Raw genomic sequence first — 18,178 nt, forward strand, 5'->3', positions numbered from 1 at the left:
CTCTCTGATTTAACAGGTGTGCATAAATGCGCTAATGCCGCTAACTTAGGCCAATGAGAGCATATTTAATCCGGTACGCCTGAATGCGACCCCTACGAAAACCGCACCAACTTTGTAGGGTCGCCATTAATGGCAACCGAAACGCACTTAAATGACCAGCAGTAGTGGATAAATGCACACCTTACAAATGACTCTGGGCCGTTATTGATCATGCCCCTAACTATGCCGTAATCGCCACGCTCTTAATTTGCGCATAAAGCCACTGATCGGGTCGAATCCCCAGCTCGTCTCGCGCCCACGGCGAAATCCGCGCCCACAGCTCGCTAATGCCAATGCGCAGCTTCACTTCAACCTGATCATCAATCTCTAATAACTCGACCACCTGGGCTGGCAGGATATTGCGTACCGAGGTGTTTTGCGGCGGCTGTAAGGCCAAGGAAACGTCTCCAGAAGCGATACGAATGCGCAGTGCCGTTTTCAGCGGCTGGTTAACACGGCTGACCCAGATATGCTGATCGCCCAGTGAGAGAGCCGTCATGGGATAATCGGGATGCTGCTCCAGCACCTGCACTCTGAGCACACTGCTGCGATCGGCAATCGGCAGCCACGGGCGCATGGCTGCACTGCTCCACACTTTCTCCAGCGAACCAAAGGCTTTGACTTTGCCGTTGTCGAGCACCAGCACGTTGTCCGCCAGTTGCAGAATTTCATCCAGACTGTGAGAGACATAGAGAATCGGAATATCGACCTGTTTCGCCAGCTTTTGCAAATACGGCATCAATTCGCGCTTGCGTGGTAAATCCAGCGACGCCAGCGGCTCATCCATCAACAAAATATCTGGCGCGGTGAGCAGCGCACGGCCAATCGCCACACGTTGCTTCTCACCACCTGACAGCGACGCCGGAAAGCGGCTCAGTAAAGGCTCCAGGCCAAGCAAAGTCACCAGCGCGTTAAACTGTGGCTTCATCGCCGCAGCCATCCCGTATTGCAGGTTGCCGCGTACCCGATAGTGCGGGAAGAGACGTGCATCCTGGAACACGTAGCCAACGCGGCGTTTTTCCGGTGGCAGATTGACCTGCGTCGCTGAATCAAACAGCAGACGATCGTTGAGCTGAATCTGGCCGCTTTGCGGTTGTGTCAAACCGCCAATCGCGTTGATCAGCGACGTTTTGCCCGCACCGGATACACCAAAAACAGCCGTAATGCCGCTGCCGGGCACCTGCACGTTGACGTCCAGTTGGTGATCGCCCAGCAACTGGGAAATATTGAGATTAAGCATCAGGCGGCACCTAACCGCTTACGGCCCCAACGTGCCAGCAGTTCAGAGGCCACCAGCGATAACAGCGCCAGGGCAATCGCCACCGCACACAAGCGGGCGGCGGTACCTTCTGCGCCGGGGGTTTCAATCAGGGTAAACATCGCCGAGGGAATGGTGCGCGTTTCGCCGGGGATATTTGAAACGAAGGTGATGGTGGCACCAAATTCACCCAATGAGCGAGCGAAAGCGAGAACGGTGCCGACAATGATGCCCGGCAGCGTCAGCGGCAAGGTGATCGTGAAAAACACGCGCCAGCGACCGGCTCCCAGCGTGCACGCTGCCTGTTCCAGTTTGGTATCAACCGCTTCCAGCGCCAGACGAATGGCGCGCACCATCAACGGAAAAGCCATCACTGCCGAAGCCAGTACCGCCCCGCGCCAGCTGAAAGCCAGGGTGAAGCCGAACCAGTCGTATAGCCACTCGCCGATAAATCCACGTCGGCCCAGTGCAATCAGCAACAGATATCCCACCACGACCGGTGGCAACACCAGCGGCAAATGGATAAGACTGTCGAGTAAGGTTTTACCTGGAAACCGGCAACGTGCCAGAATCCAGGCCATCATGATGCCAAACGGCAAACTCAACAGCACCGCTACGCTGGAAACTTTTAAGCTGAGAAAAACGGCCTGCCATTCGGGATCACTGAGTATCATTTCTTCGGCGCAAATCCATACTGTTTAAACACAGCAGCGGCATCCGGCCCCTGCAAATATTTGTAGAAGGCTTCAACCGTTGCGTTCTGATGATCTTTTACCACCGCCATCGGATATTCCACTGGCTTGTGGCTATCATCCGGGAAACGTCCTACCACCTGCACTTTGTCACTGGCGACCGCATCAGAACCGTACACGATGCCAAAAGGTGATTCATTGCGTTCTACCAGCGCCAGTGCCGCACGAACATTATTCGCCGGAGCCAGTTGCGTCGAGATGCTGTCCCACGCGCCCAGTTTTTGCAGCGCCTCTTTGGCATAAATCCCCGCCGGAACATGATCCGGGTCGCCCACCGCCAGACGTTCGCCTTTCAACAAACTTTTCCAGTCGGTTTGGGCATTAATGGTCACCGCTTTTGCGCTGTCGCTTTTCGGTGCCACCAACACTAAATCATTGCCCAGCAGCGTGTAGCGCGTGTTCTCCACCACACTCTTTTTATCCACTGCATAGTCCATCCACTGCTGGTCGGCAGAGATAAACAGATCGGCCGGTGCGCCCTGCTCAATTTGACGCGCCAGCGTGGAGGAGGAAGCGAAGGACGATACCACTTCAACGCCGCTCTTTTTCTGATATTGCGTGGCAATATCCTGCATCGCATTGGTTAACGATGCCGCAGCAAACAAAGTGATCTTCTCTGCCGCCACGGCGTGACCGGCCATGGAAACAGTCAATACGGTAACAGCGGCCCAGCGGTAATTGATTTTCAGCATTTTTTACTCCTTGTTACATTATATATTCGATAATACAACGTGGGAACAAATGCTGTCATGAACTTAATATCGGCAGGATTGAGGGGAAGTTAAAGAAAAAACGCCCGCTGAGTGCGGGCGCTTATAAAATCAGTGTTGCGAGCTGTTGGCAGGACGATCGTCGCGGCGGCCAAATTTGGAGATGACGTTGAACACTTCACCCAGGCCGTAAATCAGACCGAGCATAATGGCCATCACAATTGGCACCATGATGACAGCCACAGCCAGGCTTTTAAGCAGTTCCAGCATGGAAACCTCACGCAGAAAATAAAAAAGTGATTGTAACGGTTAGGGAAAAAAACGCACTGCCCTTTTCGTGCTTTTACTTTTGGCCTTACACTTGTCGCACTAACTTAAGGAGCTGACATGCAGGCAGAACTTTCCCTACACATTCGTCTTCAGCAAAAGCTGTTTGCCGACCCACGCCGCATTGAACTGCTTAAGCGCGTTCAGGAAACCGGCTCCATCAGCCAGGGCGCTAAATTAGCGGGCATCAGCTACAAAAGCGCCTGGGACGCCATCAACGATATGAATCAGATGGCTGATCAAACCTTAGTTGACCGCGCCACCGGTGGCAAAGGCGGCGGCGGTGCGCAGTTGACCCGTTATGGTGAACGTCTGATTCAGCTGTTTCAGCTAATGGAACAGATTCAGCAGAAAGCCTTTGATGCGCTGCAAAACGACAGCCTGCCGCTGGACAGCCTGCTGGCAGCGATTGCGCGTTTCTCGCTGCAAACCAGCGCCCGAAATCAGTTGTTTGGTACGGTCATGGCGCGCGACCATCAGCAGGTGCAGCAACACCTTGATGTGCTGCTGGCCGACGGCGTCACACGGTTGCAGGTGGCGATCACCGAACGCAGCGCTGAGCGCCTGCAGCTCGACAGCGGCAAAGAGGTATTAGTACTGATTAAAGCGCCATGGATTCAGGTGAGCCGTGATGCCCTAAACAGTGATAATCAATTGCAGGTGACGATAAGCGCGATCGAGCCGGGTGAACAGGTGAGCGAAGTGTTGATGACATTGCCGAGTGGTGAAACCCTGTGTGCAACGGTGAACAACGCGCAGGTGCAACAGCAGAATCTGCAGCCAGGCGATAGTGTGACCGCCAGTTTTAATGCTGAACATGCCATCATCGCCACACTGCTCTGAAATCCACGCCATGATTTGACTTCGTCTGCGTCGCTCGCTACAACTGAGTAACACGATGCATAAAACGGAATGAATCATGGCTTCATTGCAAATTTCGCAAGGCACATTTCACCTTAGCGACACCCGAGCACTGTCCCTTAACGATCTTATCCTCAACAGCGGCGAAAGTTGGGCCTTTGTCGGCGCCAACGGCAGCGGCAAATCCTCGTTAGCGCGAGCGCTTTCCGGTGAACTCTCACCAGGTAAAGGCAGGGTCACGCAGGATTTTCAGCGTCGCACACGCCTCTCACTGGAGCAGTTACAGAAGCTGGTGGCGCAGGAGTGGGAACGCAATAACACCGATCTGCTGAGTGAGGGCGAAGACGATACGGGTCGTACCGCCGCACAGATCATTCAGGATGAAGTCAAAGATGCGGCACGTTGTCAGGCACTGGCTCAGCAGTTTGGCATCACCTATCTGCTTGATCGTCGCTTCAAATACCTCTCCACCGGCGAGACGCGCAAAACGCTGTTGTGCCAGGCGCTGATGGCGCAGCCGGATTTGTTGATTCTTGATGAGCCTTTCGATGGACTCGATGTGGCCTCACGCGCCAGCCTGGCGGAGACGCTGAGCGATCTGCACCAGCAGGGTTTTACTGTGGTGTTGGTCCTCAATCGCTTTGACGATATTCCCGAATTTGTGCAGCAGGTCGGTGTGCTTGCCGAGTGCACCCTGACCCACGTGGGCGAGCGCCAGGCGATACTGGCAGAAGCACTGGTGGCGCAACTGGCGCACAGTGAGAAACTCGATGGCATGGCGTTGCCAGAAGCGGATGCACCGGATCAGTTACCCCAACTGGCAGAAGATGCGCCGCGTGTTATTCTGCGAAATGGCGTGGTGTCGTATAACGATAAAGCGGTGATCGAGGGGCTAAGCTGGCAGGTGAATCCCGGCGAGCACTGGCAAATTGTGGGGCCCAACGGCGCGGGAAAATCGACCCTGTTGAGCCTGGTGACCGGCGATCATCCACAAGGCTACAGCAACGATTTAACCCTGTTTGGCATTCGTCGCGGCAGCGGTGAAACCATCTGGGACATCAAGCAGCACATCGGCTACGTCAGTAGCAGTTTGCATCTCGATTATCGCGTCAGCTGTAACGTCCGCACCGTGGTGCTTTCCGGCTTTTTCGATTCGATAGGCTTGTATCAGCCCGCATCAGACCGCCAGAAAGCGTTGGCGCGCCAGTGGCTGGCACTGCTGGGCATGGATAATCATCTGGCTGATGCACCGTTCCACGGTTTGTCATGGGGCCAGCAGCGCCTGGTGCTGATTGCGCGTGCACTGGTCAAACACCCTACCTTGTTGATTCTCGATGAGCCGCTGCAGGGGTTGGATCCGATCAATCGCCAGTTGGTACGCCGCTTTGTTGATGTTCTGATCGGTGAGGGACGAACGCAGTTACTGTTTGTCTCACACCATGCCGAAGATGCGCCGCAGTGTATTACTCACCGCCTGAGTTTTGTGAAACAAGATGAGGGGTACGGATTCCAGCAGGACGATTTACGCTAATCTCGTCGTCATCAACCCCGCCCCTGCATCGTAGGGGCATATTTATGCTGCTATCCGGTCGTCAGCTAAGCCCTCAAGCATTGTCGTGTGCGCATTGATATGCACTTCATTGAACAGCCGATGTAACCGCTACCATTTAACCGCCTGGTATTTCAGCAAACGCATGCCATAACCCCACAAAATGAGAATCGTCACCTTGTGTAAACGATACCATTTATCCAGACTGGATCACGCTTTGGGGCCCGCCTTTGTGCTACCTTGATCGCAGTGATTTTGATCCGTTTGCCGTTTACCAGGACTCGTTATGGAAAAATTTAATCCGGTTGATCATCCACATCGCCGTTATAACCCATTGATCGATCAGTGGGTGCTGGTCTCTCCGCATCGTGCCAAGCGTCCGTGGCAGGGTGCGCAGGAAACGCCTGCGCTGGAACAACTGCCTGCGCACGATCCTGACTGCTTCCTGTGCGCAGGTAATACCCGCATCACCGGGGATAAAAACCCGGATTACCAAACCACCTATGTTTTCACCAACGACTTTGCCGCGCTGATGACCGATACACCCGATGCGCCGCAAAGCGACGATCTGCTGATGCGCTGTGAGAGCGCACGCGGCACCAGCCGGGTTATTTGCTTCTCACCTGACCACAGTAAAACGCTGCCGGAATTGCCGCTCAGTGGACTGGAAGATATCGTGCGCACCTGGCAAGAGCAGACCGCCGATCTCGGTCAGCACTATCCGTGGGTGCAGGTGTTTGAGAATAAAGGCGCAGCGATGGGCTGCTCAAATCCGCATCCGCACGGCCAGATCTGGGCTAACAGTTTTCTGCCAAATGAAGCGCAAAAAGAAGATGATAACCAGCGCCGCTACTTTGACGAAAAAGGTTCGCCGATGCTGGTGGATTACGCCGCACGCGAGCTGAAAGACGGTAGTCGCACCGTGGTGGAGACCGAACACTGGCTGGCCGTGGTGCCGTGGTGGGCGGCGTGGCCATTTGAAACCCTGCTGCTGCCGAAAGCCCATATCAAACGCATTACCGATCTTACCCCGGCGCAGCGCAGCGATCTGGCGCTGGCACTTAAGCAGCTGACCAGCCGTTACGACAACCTGTTCCAGTGCTCCTTCCCCTATTCGATGGGCTGGCACGGCGCGCCATTCAACGGTGAAGCCAACGATCACTGGCAGCTGCATGCTCACTTCTATCCGCCGCTGCTGCGTTCAGCCACGGTACGTAAATTTATGGTTGGCTACGAAATGCTGGCCGAAACCCAACGTGATTTAACGGCGGAACAGGCAGCAGAACGTCTGCGTTCTGTCAGCGATATCCATTTCCGCGAGGCGCAATAAATGTCATTAAAATCCATCACTCAACAGGTTTTCGCTGACACTTTTGGCTATCAACCCACGCACAGCATTCAGGCACCAGGCCGTGTGAACCTGATTGGCGAACACACTGACTACAATGACGGTTTTGTCCTGCCCTGCGCCATCGACTACCAAACCGTGATTGCCTGCGCGAAGCGTGACGATCGCCAGGTGCGCGTGGTCGCGGTTGATTACGACAACCAGCAAGACAGCTTCTCGCTGGATGCACCGATTGAAGCCTTAAAAGAGCCGATGTGGGCCAACTACGTGCGTGGCGTGGTAAAACATCTGCAAAAGCGTGATGCCAGCTTTGGCGGTGCCGATCTGGTGATCAGCGGCAACGTGCCACAGGGTGCGGGCCTGAGTTCATCAGCGTCACTGGAAGTGGCGGTCGGCACCGTATTCCAGCAGCTCTATCAGATGAAGCTGGATGGCGCGGCCATTGCCGTGAACGGCCAGGAGGCGGAAAACCAGTTCGTCGGCTGTAATTGCGGCATCATGGATCAACTCATCTCGGCACTCGGCCAACCCGATCACGCGATGCTGCTGGACTGCCGCACGCTCGGCACACGCGCCGTCTCGATGCCGGAAGATGTCGCGGTGGTGATCATCAACTCCAACTTCCGTCGCAGCCTGGTCGGTAGCGAATACAACACCCGCCGCGAGCAGTGCGAAACCGGTGCGCGCTTCTTCAACAAGCCCGCACTGCGCGACGTCACGCTGGCCGAATTTGAGGCCTCTGAATCGCAACTGGATGCACTGGTGGCAAAACGCGTGCGCCATGTCATCACCGAAAATGCCCGTACGCTGGAAGCCGCCGATGCGCTGAGCAGTGGCGATCTGAAGCGCATGGGTGAGTTGATGGCCGAATCCCACGCCTCAATGCGTGATGATTTTGAAATCACCGTTCCCCCGATCGATCAGCTGGTGGAAATCGTTAAGGCAGAACTCGGCCCACGTGGCGGCGTTCGTATGACGGGCGGCGGCTTCGGCGGCTGCATTGTGGCCTTGATGCCAACCGAACTGGTGGATCAGGTGAAAGCTGCCGTTGCCGAAAAATATGAGGCGCAGACCGGCATCAAAGAAACTTTCTACGTATGCAAAGCCTCTGCAGGAGCGGGCCAATGGTAAGTGATGTCAATTCACATGCGCCAGACGGGCAACCGTGGCGCATCACCGTATTACGCAATCATAACGGCATGGTCGTGACGTTTATGGATTGGGGCGCGACCTGGCTCTCCGCGCGCGTCCCCATGCAGGATGGCAGCGTACGCGAAGCGCTGCTGGGTTGTGCCACACCATCGGACTATTTGCATCAGGATGCTTACCTTGGCGCAACGGTGGGCCGCTACGCCAACCGTATCGCTTCGGCAGAGCTAAAACCGTTAAACCTGCTGCTGGCCGCTAATCAGGGTGCGCATCAACTGCACGGCGGACCGGAAGGGTTTGATAAACGCCGCTGGCAGATTGTCAGCCAGAGCGAGACCGAAGTGCACTATCGCCTCGATTCACCGGATGGCGATCAGGGCTTCCCCGGCAATCTGATTGCCGACGTGGTTTACCATCTTGACGATGATAACTGCCTGTCGATCCGCTATGAGGCGCAGACTGACAAGCCCTGCCCGGTGAACCTGACCAATCATGCTTACTTTAATCTTGATGCGCATCATGGCGATGCGCGCCAGCATCGCTTACAACTGCATGCGGATCGTTACTTACCGGTCAACAGCGAAGGCATTCCTAACGCGCCATTGAAAGCCGTGTCTGGCACCAGCTTCGATTTTACGCAGCCGAAGCGCGTGATGGATGACTTCCTCGCCGATGACGATCAAAAAGCGGTGAAAGGCTATGACCATGCATTTCTGCTTAACACCGCAGGCGACAGCAGCCAACCCGCCGCCGAACTGTGGTCGGCCGATGGCAAACTGGCGCTGACCGTGTATACCGCCGCACCGGCGCTGCAGTTCTACTCCGGCAACTATCTGGATGGAACACGCGCCCGTGAACAGGGCAGCTATACTGCTTTCCAGGGCATCGCGTTGGAGAGTGAATTTTTACCGGATTCGCCCAACCATACCGAATGGCCGCAGCCTGATTGCTGGCTGCAACCCGGCGACCGCTGGCAGTCTGTGACGCGTTATCGCTTCACACCGCAGTAAGCCAGCGGATGAAAAACGCGCACTGCGTTAGCGACAGGCTTACGCCGTGCGTTGTTTTCCGCTATGGTATGGCGCTATCAGTGTGCCGCTTTTCAGGTGGCCGCAGCCGGTTTCTATAATCATCGAAACATCAAGCATTAAGGAGTTAAGCTATGGCCGTAACTAAGCTGGTTCTGGTGCGACACGGCGAAAGCCAGTGGAACCAGGAAAACCGCTTCACCGGATGGTATGACGTGGATCTGTCAGACAAAGGTCGCACCGAAGCCAAAGCAGCCGGTCAGCTGCTGAAGAAAGAAGGTTTCGTGTTTGATTTCGCCTATACCTCCGTGCTGAAACGTGCCATCCACACCCTGTGGAACGTGCTGGATGAGCTGGATCAGGCGTGGCTGCCGGTTGAGAAAACCTGGCGTCTGAATGAGCGTCACTACGGTGCGCTGCAGGGTCTGGATAAAGCCGAAACCGCCGCTAAATACGGCGACGACCAGGTGAAACAGTGGCGTCGTGGCTTTGCCATCACCCCACCAGAACTGGATCGTGCGGATGAGCGTTTCCCGGGCCACGACCCACGTTACGCATCACTGACCGATGCACAGCTGCCAACCACCGAAAGCCTGGCGCTGACCATCGAACGTGTTATTCCTTTCTGGAATGAAAGCATTCTGCCGCGCATTAAAAGCGGTGAGAAAGTGATCGTTGCTGCACACGGTAACTCACTGCGTGCACTGGTAAAATATCTTGATAACCTGAGCGAAGATGAAATCCTCGAGCTGAACATCCCAACTGGCGTGCCGTTGGTGTATGAGTTCGACGAGAACTTCAAACCGCTGAAGCGTTACTACCTGGGTGATGCAGACGAGATTGCCGCGAAAGCGGCAGCCGTTGCTAACCAGGGTAAAGCCAAGTAATTCCCGGCTTAAAAGCAAAAAGGCCAGACGCGAGTCTGGCCTTTTTTATTGCGCGTTAAGCGATTAGCCGCGGCGCTGTTTGATCGCCTGCGCCAGTTGGCGCAACGCTTTCTCGGTATCGTCCCAACCAATACAAGCATCCGTCACGCTCTGGCCGTACACCAGCGGTTTACCACTGTCGAGACTCTGATTCCCTTCCACCAGATGACTCTCGATCATCACGCCGGTAATCGCCTGCTCACCGCCCGCGATCTGCTGCGCCACATCATCAGCGACGACCATTTGACGCTGGAACTGCTTGCTGCTGTTGGCATGGCTAAAGTCGATCATCACCTGCGGACGCAAGCCCGCTTTCTCCAGACCGGTTTTCACCGCTGCCACGTGTTCTGCACTGTAGTTCGGCTCTTTGCCGCCGCGCAGAATGATATGGCAATCTTCGTTACCGCTGGTTTCGACAATCGCCGAATGACCGAATTTGGTGACGGAGAGGAAGCAGTGTGGCGCGCTGGCAGCACCGATAGCGTCGATGGCCACTTTGATGGTGCCATCCGTGCCATTTTTGAAGCCGACCGGGCAAGATAAACCGGAAGAGAGTTCACGGTGCACCTGGGATTCGGTGGTACGCGCACCAATTGCGCCCCAGCTCATCAGATCCGCCATATATTGTGGGGTGATCATATCCAGGAACTCGCCAGCCGCAGGCAAACCGATGTCGTTGATGTCCACCAGCAGCTTACGCGCCAGACGCAGGCCATCGTTGATCTGGAAACTGCCATCCATAAACGGATCGTTGATCAGCCCTTTCCAACCCACGGTCGTGCGCGGTTTTTCGAAATAGACGCGCATCACCACTTCAAGCTCGCCTTTCAACTCGTCACGCAGTGTCAGCAGACGGCTCGCGTACTCTTTAGCGGCTTCGGTATCGTGGATCGAGCAGGGACCGATCACCACAAGCAGACGATCGTCCTGGCCGTGCAGAATACGGTGAATCGCCTGACGTGCCTGCGCAACAGTTTCAGCGGCTTTATCGGTAGAGGGGAATTTTTCGAGCAAAGCAACAGGCGGTAATAATTCTTTGATTTCTCTGATGCGTAAATCGTCGTTCTGATAATCCATACATAATTCCATTCAAATTTCTGGCCCTGCGTACGCCGGGCGCAACCCGTTAAATGTATCCCTTCAGGCTGCAGGTGTAAATTCCACGCTCGCGTAAATGCTTCTGTGAAATTTGCATTTACACACCCATGGACTAAGCTTTTTAAACGCAAGCACTGAGGAATGAGGTTCTTGCGATATTTAATTTTTAAGCGAAGCGTTAAAGATGGAATTTTATTCCGTCACGGTACGTTATTTTCGGCACTCAACACCCGTGGTGTTTGACGGCAACTCTCCATCGATTAAAGGAGCATAATGATGAATAAGTTTGCAATTATCTTTCTGACGGCAGCAATGACCCTGGGCAGCGGCGCGGCAATGGCTGCAGCAAATAACAATGGTGAGGCTAATGCCTCAGCTGAAGCGGGCGCAGCAGCTGGCGGTGCAAAACAGAATCTGCCACCGAATAATGTTGATAACAGTAAAATCAACAATGGCAGCATGAATTCCAATAGTGCTGCTACATCTGGCACTGATTCCAGCAATATGTCTGCTGACGAAGTCCACAAAAACACCATGTGCAAAGACGGCAAATGCCCAGATGTAAATAAGAAAGTCGAAACGAAAGAAGGTGGTGGTGACGTGAATAAGAAAACGGACGGCACTACACAATAAGTATTTGATGGTCACATTATGGGGAGCTATGGCTCTCCCTTTCTATTTCCGCTCACGCTTTTCCGCTATGCTGAAGCCATGAAATTCAGAGGAACTGTTTCATGGCTTCACTGCTGCTTATTGATGATCATCCTTTAGTTGAAGTCGCGCTGGAAGCGGCCTGTATTCACTCCCCTATCCCGGTAAAACTGCACGCCGCCGCGACCGAAGCTGAGGCGCGTCAGCTTTTACAGCAGCATCAATTTGATCTTATTGTGCTCGATATCGGCCTGCCGGACAGTGATGGTCTCGAACTGTTGCGCCGTCTGCGCGCCCGCGATCCGCACTGCCCGGTGTTGATTTACTCCGCGCAGCAGAGTCGCCACACATTACTCAGCGCCGTTTCGCTCGGTGCCGCGGGCTATGTGGTGAAGAGTCAAAGCATGGCGCAGTTGCTCAGTGCGATTCTGGCCGTGCTTGGCGGACAGCAGGCGTTTCCACCGCTGCCTGAACGTATCGAACTGCCGCTCACCGAGAAAGAGCAGCAAATAGTCGCACTACTGGTGCGCGGCCTCTCGAATTTGCAGATTGGTGAACAGCTGCATATCAGCAATAAAACCGTCAGCACCCATAAGAAAAACATTCTGGAGAAAACCGGCGTGCAGTCAGTGGTGGAACTGGCTGAACTGTGGAAAGCCCAACAGTGAAAGCCATTCTCTGGCTGTGTCTGCTGCTGATTAGCTTTACCGCGCGAGCCGACCTACAGCCTGCCAGCAGCGTGATGCTCCCCGCCATGATGCCTGCACCACATGTCGAGCCATGGCCGCAACCCACCTTACGCGTTGCCGTGCCGGCGCAAAACAGCGCGCCCTGGGCGATGCAAATTGGCAATCGTATCTGGGGCATTGATGCCGATTACCTCAGCGCGCTGAGCCAATTGACCGGCACGCACTTTAGCCTGCAAAGTTACGCCGATCGCGCCCAGCAGTTGGCAGCACTTGAGCGCGGTGACGTCGATGTCGTGCTGAGCAACGAACATGCGCAGTTGCCGGAAAACATCCTGGTTAGCGACAGTTGGGTTAACAGCCCGATCCGCATCTACCGCAATCGTGATAATCAACGCGCGGTGATGTTCAACAGTGAAAACGCCCAGCTCACCATCGCGCAAGCGACACTGGCGCAACTGCCTGATGCCTTTGTGCAAAACCATCGCTGGCACAGCCTGCCCGGCGATTTGCAGGCGCTGTATGCGCTGCTCAATCAGCAAAGTGACTATCTGGTGGCGGATGAAACCAGCGCCGGCTTTCTGCTCAATCAACTGCAGCAGGGGCAAATTTACCAGATCACCGCCGATCCCGGTGCCGGTGAACTGTCGCTACGGGCGCTGGCGCGCGATCCCACACTGATTCACTGGCTCAATACTCAGTTACGTCTGCTGCCCGCAGAGTTCAGTAATCGCGTGCAACAGCGCTGGAGTCCGCCATTGCTGCGCTATCAGGATACGCAAACGTTGATGCTGTCGGCTGCCGAGAAGCAGTGGCTGGCCGCACACAGTGAGATTCCTTATGCCGCAGAAGTGGATAACGCCCCCTGGAGCTATCGCGATGGCAACGGTAATGCGCGCGGTTTTGGCATTGATCTGCTTAATGCGTTAAGCCAAAGCACCGGATTGCGCTTTACGCCGCGCTGGGTAAACAATCCACAACAGGCGCAGACGCTGATGCAACAACATCAGGTGATGCTCAATCTGTTACAGCCTTTGAACGGCGACGATGCCAGCAGCAACACACTGCCGGTATGGCGTGCAATTTGGGGGATCTACACGCTTAACACGCAGCAGCCGATGAGTTGGCCCTCTCTGCAAAAGCAGCGTGTGGGCGTGCTGCGAGCCGATCTGGCGCAACGCTTGCTGCCTGAAGACATCACGCCCCAACTGTTCGATGACCGTGCGCAACTCTGGCAAGCCCTGAACAATGGTCAGATTGATGCGCTGGTGGATAATGTGCTGTCAGCACGCTGGCGCATGGCCAGCCACGCGGATAATCGTGTCCATTTAGCCTTTGCCGCCAGCGATGTTGCCTGGCCACTGGCACCTCAGGTGAGCCAGGATCAGCCGCAACTCCAGGCGCTGCTGGACCATGCACTGCAGCAAATCCCACCGGATACGCTCAATCAGATGCGCGTTAACTGGTCACAGCCCCCCCAGCCCGGCACCAGTATGGCGATGCGTAATGTGCCGCTGATGATTTTGATGGCTGCCGGGATGATCATTGTGCTGCTGTTAGTGCTGCTGCTGCGCCGCTACCTGCAACAGCGGCGCGATCGCCTGCAGCGTGAACAGGCAGAGCGCGCTAACGCCGCTAAAAGTCAGTTCCTCGCCACCGCCAGCCACGAATTGCGCACGCCAATGCAGGCGATTCTGGGCCTGCTGGAGCTCGAACAGCAGCAGCATCCCAGTGAACGTTTGACACTGATGCACAGCAGTGCGCGCTCGCTGATGGCGCTGCTGAACGATCTGCAAGACCATGCGCGTATTGAGAATCAGAGTTTTCGCCTCGCACCGCATCCTCTCAATCTGGCAGATTGGCTGCAGCAACAGCAGCAGTTCTATCACCCTTTGATGCGTGAATCCGGTCCGATATTGTTGGTTGAGGCGCTCACGCCCTTGCCGACGCGCGTGATGCTGGATGGCGATCGTTTGCAGCAGGTGGTGAACAATCTGGTGGCCAACGCGCTGAAGTTCACGCGCCAGGGCGAAGTGCGGCTGTCGCTCGCCGTGACGGATCGGATTCAGTTCACCGTCGCCGACAGCGGCAGCGGCATTCCGCTCAGCGAACAAGCTCAGCTGTTTGAACCCTGGTATCAGGCTCCGTCCGGCAAAAGCCATGCGGTGCAGGGCAGCGGGCTGGGTTTGTTTATCTGCCGCGAGATAGTGCAACGTATGGGCGGCCAGTTAACGCTGACTTCTGCGCCGGAGCAAGGCACCACGGTTGAGGTGATATTACCGCTCGACATTTGTGAGGATGCGCCCACCGAACGCCATGCTGCCTGGCCGCGCTATCCGCACCTGCGCGTGGCGATTGTCGATGACCATCCCACCAATCTGCTGGTATTGCAGCAGCAGCTGGCTCAATTCGCTATCACGGCACAGGTGTTCGAAGAGGGGCGCAGCCTGTTGCGCGCCGATGCGCTTCAGCCGTTTGATGTGCTGTTGATCGACCAGATGATGCCGCGCCTGGATGGATTAACACTGCTGCGCATTTTACGTCGCCGCCAGCAGCGCCGCAGCAAGCCGGCACTGCGCGTGCTCTGCTCTGCCGATGTGCAACTGCTGAAGATCGCGTTGCAAGAGGACGAAGCGCTGTTGTTGAAACCGATTGAGCTCGATCATCTGGCAGCACTGCTGGCACGGACGGTGCGCGATCCTCTCCGTCAATTGCCTGACAGTTTATTGATTCTGGCACAGCACAATACGGCCTTTATCCCGCGGATTTGCCAGACACTGCAACGCACGCTGCAGCAGGATCACGATGCGCTGCTGGCCGCCAGCCTCCAGCCTGACTGGCCCGCTGTCGAGCGTGCCGCCCATCGCATGAAAGGCAGTTGGCTGTTGCTGGGCATGGATGAGATTGCCGAATATTGTCAGCAGCTGACTGATCAGGCAAAACAGCAGCGTCTGGACGATGATGCGTTCAATTTACTGATATCATTAACGAACAGGTTACTCGAACAACTGGAAAGTTATGGCACACACTCATTCTCACGGCGCGCATAACGGCAATCGTACGCGTCTGGCGGCGGCGTTCGGCGTCACCGCGCTGTTTATGGTTGCCGAAGTGGTTGGCGGCGTGGTGTCGGGTTCGCTGGCGCTGCTGGCGGATGCCGGACATATGCTCACTGACGCCGCCGCGCTGTTGATGGCTTTGCTGGCGGTGCAGTTTGCCCAGCGCAAACCCAGCGCCCGTCACACCTTTGGCTTGCTGCGACTCACCACACTTGCCGCCTTTGTGAATGCGATCGCGCTGTTGGTGATTACCGTATTGATTGTCTGGGAAGCCCTGCGCCGCTTCTATCAGCCACAACCCATTCAGGGTGGGTTGATGCTCGGCATCGCCATTGCCGGCCTGCTGGCCAATCTGCTCTCTTTCTGGCTGTTACATCGTGGCAGTGAAGAGAAGAATCTCAACGTGCGCGCGGCAGCACTGCATGTGTTGGGCGATCTGCTCGGCTCCGTCGGCGCGATTGCCGCCGCCATAATCATCATGCTAACCGGCTGGACGCCGATTGACCCGATTCTCTCGCTGCTGGTTTCACTGTTGGTGGTACGCAGCGCGTGGTCGTTGCTGCGGGAAAGTCTGCATGAGCTGCTGGAGGGCGCGCCGAGCGGCATTAACGTGGATAAACTGGCGCGCGAACTGACACGCAACATCGCGGAAGTGCGCAACGTGCATCATGTGCATGTATGGCAAGTGGGAGAGAAGCCGGTGCTGACATTACATGTGCAGGTGATCCCACCTTATGATCATGATGGGTTGCTGGTGCGTATTCATCAGTATTTGCATGAGCACTATCAGATTGCGCACGCCACCGTGCAAATGGAGTATCAGCCTTGTACTGGTCATGATTGCGAACTCTGCGCGGAACAGAGCTCGCATCATCACTCACATGAGCATCTCACGCTGGATGGCCACGCCCATCACCCTCATTGATTCGACAGCGCGCGTGATCCGTGTTCGCGCGCGCTTTGCATCCACAAGCGTGAACCGTTAAGTGCAATCAACGTTAGAATCACGTACTCCAGCGACATCGCGTAAACGCCCTGGCGGGCAAAGATCATCACGCTAATCACGTTGATCACCACCCACAGTAGCCAGTTCTCGACGTATTTTCGCGTCATCAGAATCATCGCCACAATCGACAACACCATCATGCAGGAATCCCAGAACGGGAACGCATCCGGCTGCAGTTGTGGCATCGTCACGTTCAGGCCGAAACTTTGCATGATACCGACGGCAGTTTTGGTCAGAAACGCGAAGACCGGATCGATATACAGCGTCATCAGCGCAATGGCGATGACGCACGCCGCGCCCCAGCCGAGGGCTTTCGGCAACGGCAGCCAGCGAATCTTCAGTGCGGCTTCGTTGGCGGTGTTTTGTCGACTCCACGCGTACCAGCCGTAAACATTGGCGACAAAGAAGAACAGCTGCAGCAGTAAGCTGGCATACAGCTGAATCTGGAAGAAGATCACCGCAAACAAGGTGACGTTAATCAGCCCGAAGAAGTAGTTGATGATCTTCTCCAGGCTGGCAAGCCAGATGCACAGCAAGCCCGCAAGCGTGCCCACCGCTTCGATCCATGAGAGGTCATAGCCCCCAACGCCGATAGGAATGTGAACCAAAATATTTTGTGTGCTGAAGAAGTCCATGATCTGCACCTGTATGAAAGCCGCCTCAGGCGTTCCCTTTCACCTTGAGTTTGAGTTGTGCTGCAAAGTCTAGCATGCGATTTAGCGGTATCAATGCGGCTTCACGCAGCGCGTCATCGACATGAATTTCATGCTCGCTACCGCCGTGCTCCAGCCCTTCCGCAATCGCTTTCAGGCCATTCATCGCCATCCACGGACAGTGCGCACAGCTGCGGCAGGTCGCGCCCTCACCTGCGGTTGGCGCTTCCAGCAACTCTTTATCCGGCACCGCCTGCTGCATCTTGTAGAAGATGCCGCGATCGGTCGCCACAATCATTTGCGGATGTGGCAGGTTTTTCGCCGCCTGAATCAACTGGCTGGTGGATCCCACTGCATCTGCCAGGTCGACGATCGCCTGCGGGGATTCCGGATGCACGAGGATCGCCGCTTCTGGATAGAGCGTCTTCATGCGCTGTAAGGCCTGGGTTTTGAACTCATCATGCACGATGCACGCGCCCTGCCAGCACAGTACGTCCGCTTTGGTCTGTTGGGTGACGTAACGGCCCAGATGACGATCCGGCGCCCAGATGATTTTTTCGCCCAGGCTGTCGAGATGCTCGATCAGTTCAACCGCAATGCTGGAGGTGACGACCCAATCTGCGCGCGCTTTGACGGCGGCTGAGGTGTTGGCGTACACCACCACGGTGCGATCCGGATGTTCATCACAGAAGCGATTGAACTCGTCGATCGGACAGCCGAGATCCAGCGAACACTCTGCATGCAGTGTCGGCATCAACACCGTTTTTTCCGGGCTGAGAATTTTTGCGGTTTCCCCCATAAAACGCACGCCCGCCACCAGTAGCGTTTTCGCCGGATGGGTGCTGCCGAAACGCGCCATTTCCAGTGAGTCCGAGACACAGCCGCCGGTCTCTTCCACCAGCGCCTGAATTTCAGGATCGGTATAATAGTGCGCGACCAGCACTGCATCGCGCTCTTTTAATAAGCGTTTGATTTCAGAGATGTAATGGGATTTTTCATCCTGGCTGAGACGCGCCGGCTTCGGCGGAAAGGGATAAATCGCGCTTTCAGGATCGAACATCAGACTCATGACACGGCT

General features: G+C 55.6%; 17 protein-coding genes. 10 read left to right on the forward strand and 7 right to left on the reverse strand.

Annotation, left to right across the window (positions count from 1 at the left end):
- Positions 1-220 precede the first annotated feature (220 nt).
- From modC to VI01_RS25060, 4 genes are all read right to left on the reverse strand, one after another.
- A complete protein-coding gene (modC, locus tag VI01_RS20540; protein ID WP_045816476.1) occupies positions 221-1,279 on the reverse strand; it encodes a molybdenum ABC transporter ATP-binding protein ModC in 1,059 nt (352 codons plus the stop codon).
- Positions 1,279-1,971 carry a molybdate ABC transporter permease subunit gene (gene modB, locus VI01_RS20545; RefSeq protein WP_045816477.1) on the reverse strand — a complete coding sequence of 231 codons (693 nt, stop codon included), beginning with the start codon at positions 1,969-1,971 and terminating at the stop codon, positions 1,279-1,281. Before modB ends, modC begins: the two co-directional genes overlap by 1 nt.
- Complete coding sequence (gene modA / locus VI01_RS20550; RefSeq protein WP_045816478.1) at positions 1,968-2,741, reverse strand: molybdate ABC transporter substrate-binding protein; 774 nt, start codon at positions 2,739-2,741, stop codon at positions 1,968-1,970. The genes modB and modA overlap by 4 nt, the downstream gene beginning before the upstream one ends.
- A gap of 129 nt (positions 2,742-2,870) precedes the next feature.
- Complete coding sequence (locus VI01_RS25060) at positions 2,871-3,029, reverse strand: AcrZ family multidrug efflux pump-associated protein (RefSeq protein ID WP_013508338.1); 159 nt, start codon at positions 3,027-3,029, stop codon at positions 2,871-2,873.
- A gap of 117 nt (positions 3,030-3,146) precedes the next feature.
- Between VI01_RS25060 and modE the strand changes: the two genes are divergently transcribed.
- From modE to gpmA, 6 genes are all read left to right on the forward strand, one after another.
- Positions 3,147-3,929, forward strand: a complete 783-nt coding sequence (modE, locus tag VI01_RS20560) for a molybdenum-dependent transcriptional regulator (RefSeq protein ID WP_045816479.1) — start codon at positions 3,147-3,149, stop codon at positions 3,927-3,929.
- Positions 3,930-4,005: 76 nt separating this feature from the next.
- Positions 4,006-5,478 carry a molybdate ABC transporter ATP-binding protein ModF gene (gene modF / locus VI01_RS20565; RefSeq protein WP_045816480.1) on the forward strand — a complete coding sequence of 491 codons (1,473 nt, stop codon included), beginning with the start codon at positions 4,006-4,008 and terminating at the stop codon, positions 5,476-5,478.
- A 304-nt stretch (positions 5,479-5,782) separates the two neighbouring features.
- Positions 5,783-6,826, forward strand: a complete 1,044-nt coding sequence (galT, locus tag VI01_RS20570; RefSeq protein ID WP_038648145.1) for a galactose-1-phosphate uridylyltransferase — start codon at positions 5,783-5,785, stop codon at positions 6,824-6,826.
- Positions 6,827-7,975: a galactokinase gene (galK, locus tag VI01_RS20575; RefSeq protein ID WP_045816481.1), complete on the forward strand. Its 1,149-nt coding sequence runs from the start codon at positions 6,827-6,829 to the stop codon at positions 7,973-7,975.
- A complete protein-coding gene (gene galM / locus VI01_RS20580) occupies positions 7,969-9,003 on the forward strand; it encodes a galactose-1-epimerase (RefSeq protein WP_045816482.1) in 1,035 nt (344 codons plus the stop codon). Before galK ends, galM begins: the two co-directional genes overlap by 7 nt.
- A 152-nt stretch (positions 9,004-9,155) precedes the next feature.
- Positions 9,156-9,908 carry a 2,3-diphosphoglycerate-dependent phosphoglycerate mutase gene (gpmA, locus tag VI01_RS20585; protein WP_045816483.1) on the forward strand — a complete coding sequence of 251 codons (753 nt, stop codon included), beginning with the start codon at positions 9,156-9,158 and terminating at the stop codon, positions 9,906-9,908.
- A gap of 63 nt (positions 9,909-9,971) precedes the next feature.
- Here gpmA and aroG read toward each other — a convergent pair whose 3' ends face one another.
- Entirely contained in the window at positions 9,972-11,024 is a 1,053-nt protein-coding gene (gene aroG / locus VI01_RS20590; RefSeq protein WP_045816484.1) for a 3-deoxy-7-phosphoheptulonate synthase AroG, read from the reverse strand.
- 294 nt (positions 11,025-11,318) lie between these two features.
- On the opposite strand from aroG, the gene VI01_RS20595 reads away from it, so the two are divergent.
- From VI01_RS20595 to zitB, 4 genes are all read left to right on the forward strand, one after another.
- Positions 11,319-11,678 carry a YbgS-like family protein gene (locus tag VI01_RS20595; RefSeq protein WP_045816485.1) on the forward strand — a complete coding sequence of 120 codons (360 nt, stop codon included), beginning with the start codon at positions 11,319-11,321 and terminating at the stop codon, positions 11,676-11,678.
- Between the two features lie 101 nt (positions 11,679-11,779).
- Positions 11,780-12,364: a response regulator transcription factor gene (locus VI01_RS20600; RefSeq protein ID WP_038648159.1), complete on the forward strand. Its 585-nt coding sequence runs from the start codon at positions 11,780-11,782 to the stop codon at positions 12,362-12,364.
- Complete coding sequence (locus tag VI01_RS20605) at positions 12,346-15,432, forward strand: ATP-binding protein (protein ID WP_045816486.1); 3,087 nt, start codon at positions 12,346-12,348, stop codon at positions 15,430-15,432. Before VI01_RS20600 ends, VI01_RS20605 begins: the two co-directional genes overlap by 19 nt.
- Complete coding sequence (gene zitB, locus VI01_RS20610; protein WP_045816487.1) at positions 15,401-16,366, forward strand: CDF family zinc transporter ZitB; 966 nt, start codon at positions 15,401-15,403, stop codon at positions 16,364-16,366. Before VI01_RS20605 ends, zitB begins: the two co-directional genes overlap by 32 nt.
- Here the strand turns inward: zitB and pnuC are convergent.
- Both pnuC and nadA read right to left on the reverse strand, forming a co-directional pair.
- A complete protein-coding gene (pnuC, locus tag VI01_RS20615) occupies positions 16,360-17,082 on the reverse strand; it encodes a nicotinamide riboside transporter PnuC (protein WP_038648167.1) in 723 nt (240 codons plus the stop codon). The genes zitB and pnuC overlap by 7 nt on opposite strands.
- 25 nt (positions 17,083-17,107) lie before the next feature.
- Positions 17,108-18,169: a quinolinate synthase NadA gene (gene nadA / locus VI01_RS20620; protein WP_045816488.1), complete on the reverse strand. Its 1,062-nt coding sequence runs from the start codon at positions 18,167-18,169 to the stop codon at positions 17,108-17,110.
- Positions 18,170-18,178 lie beyond the last annotated feature (9 nt).

It is taken from the genome of Pantoea sp. SM3, assembly GCF_000963995.1.
Classification (GTDB): domain Bacteria; phylum Pseudomonadota; class Gammaproteobacteria; order Enterobacterales; family Enterobacteriaceae; genus Pantoea; species Pantoea rwandensis_B.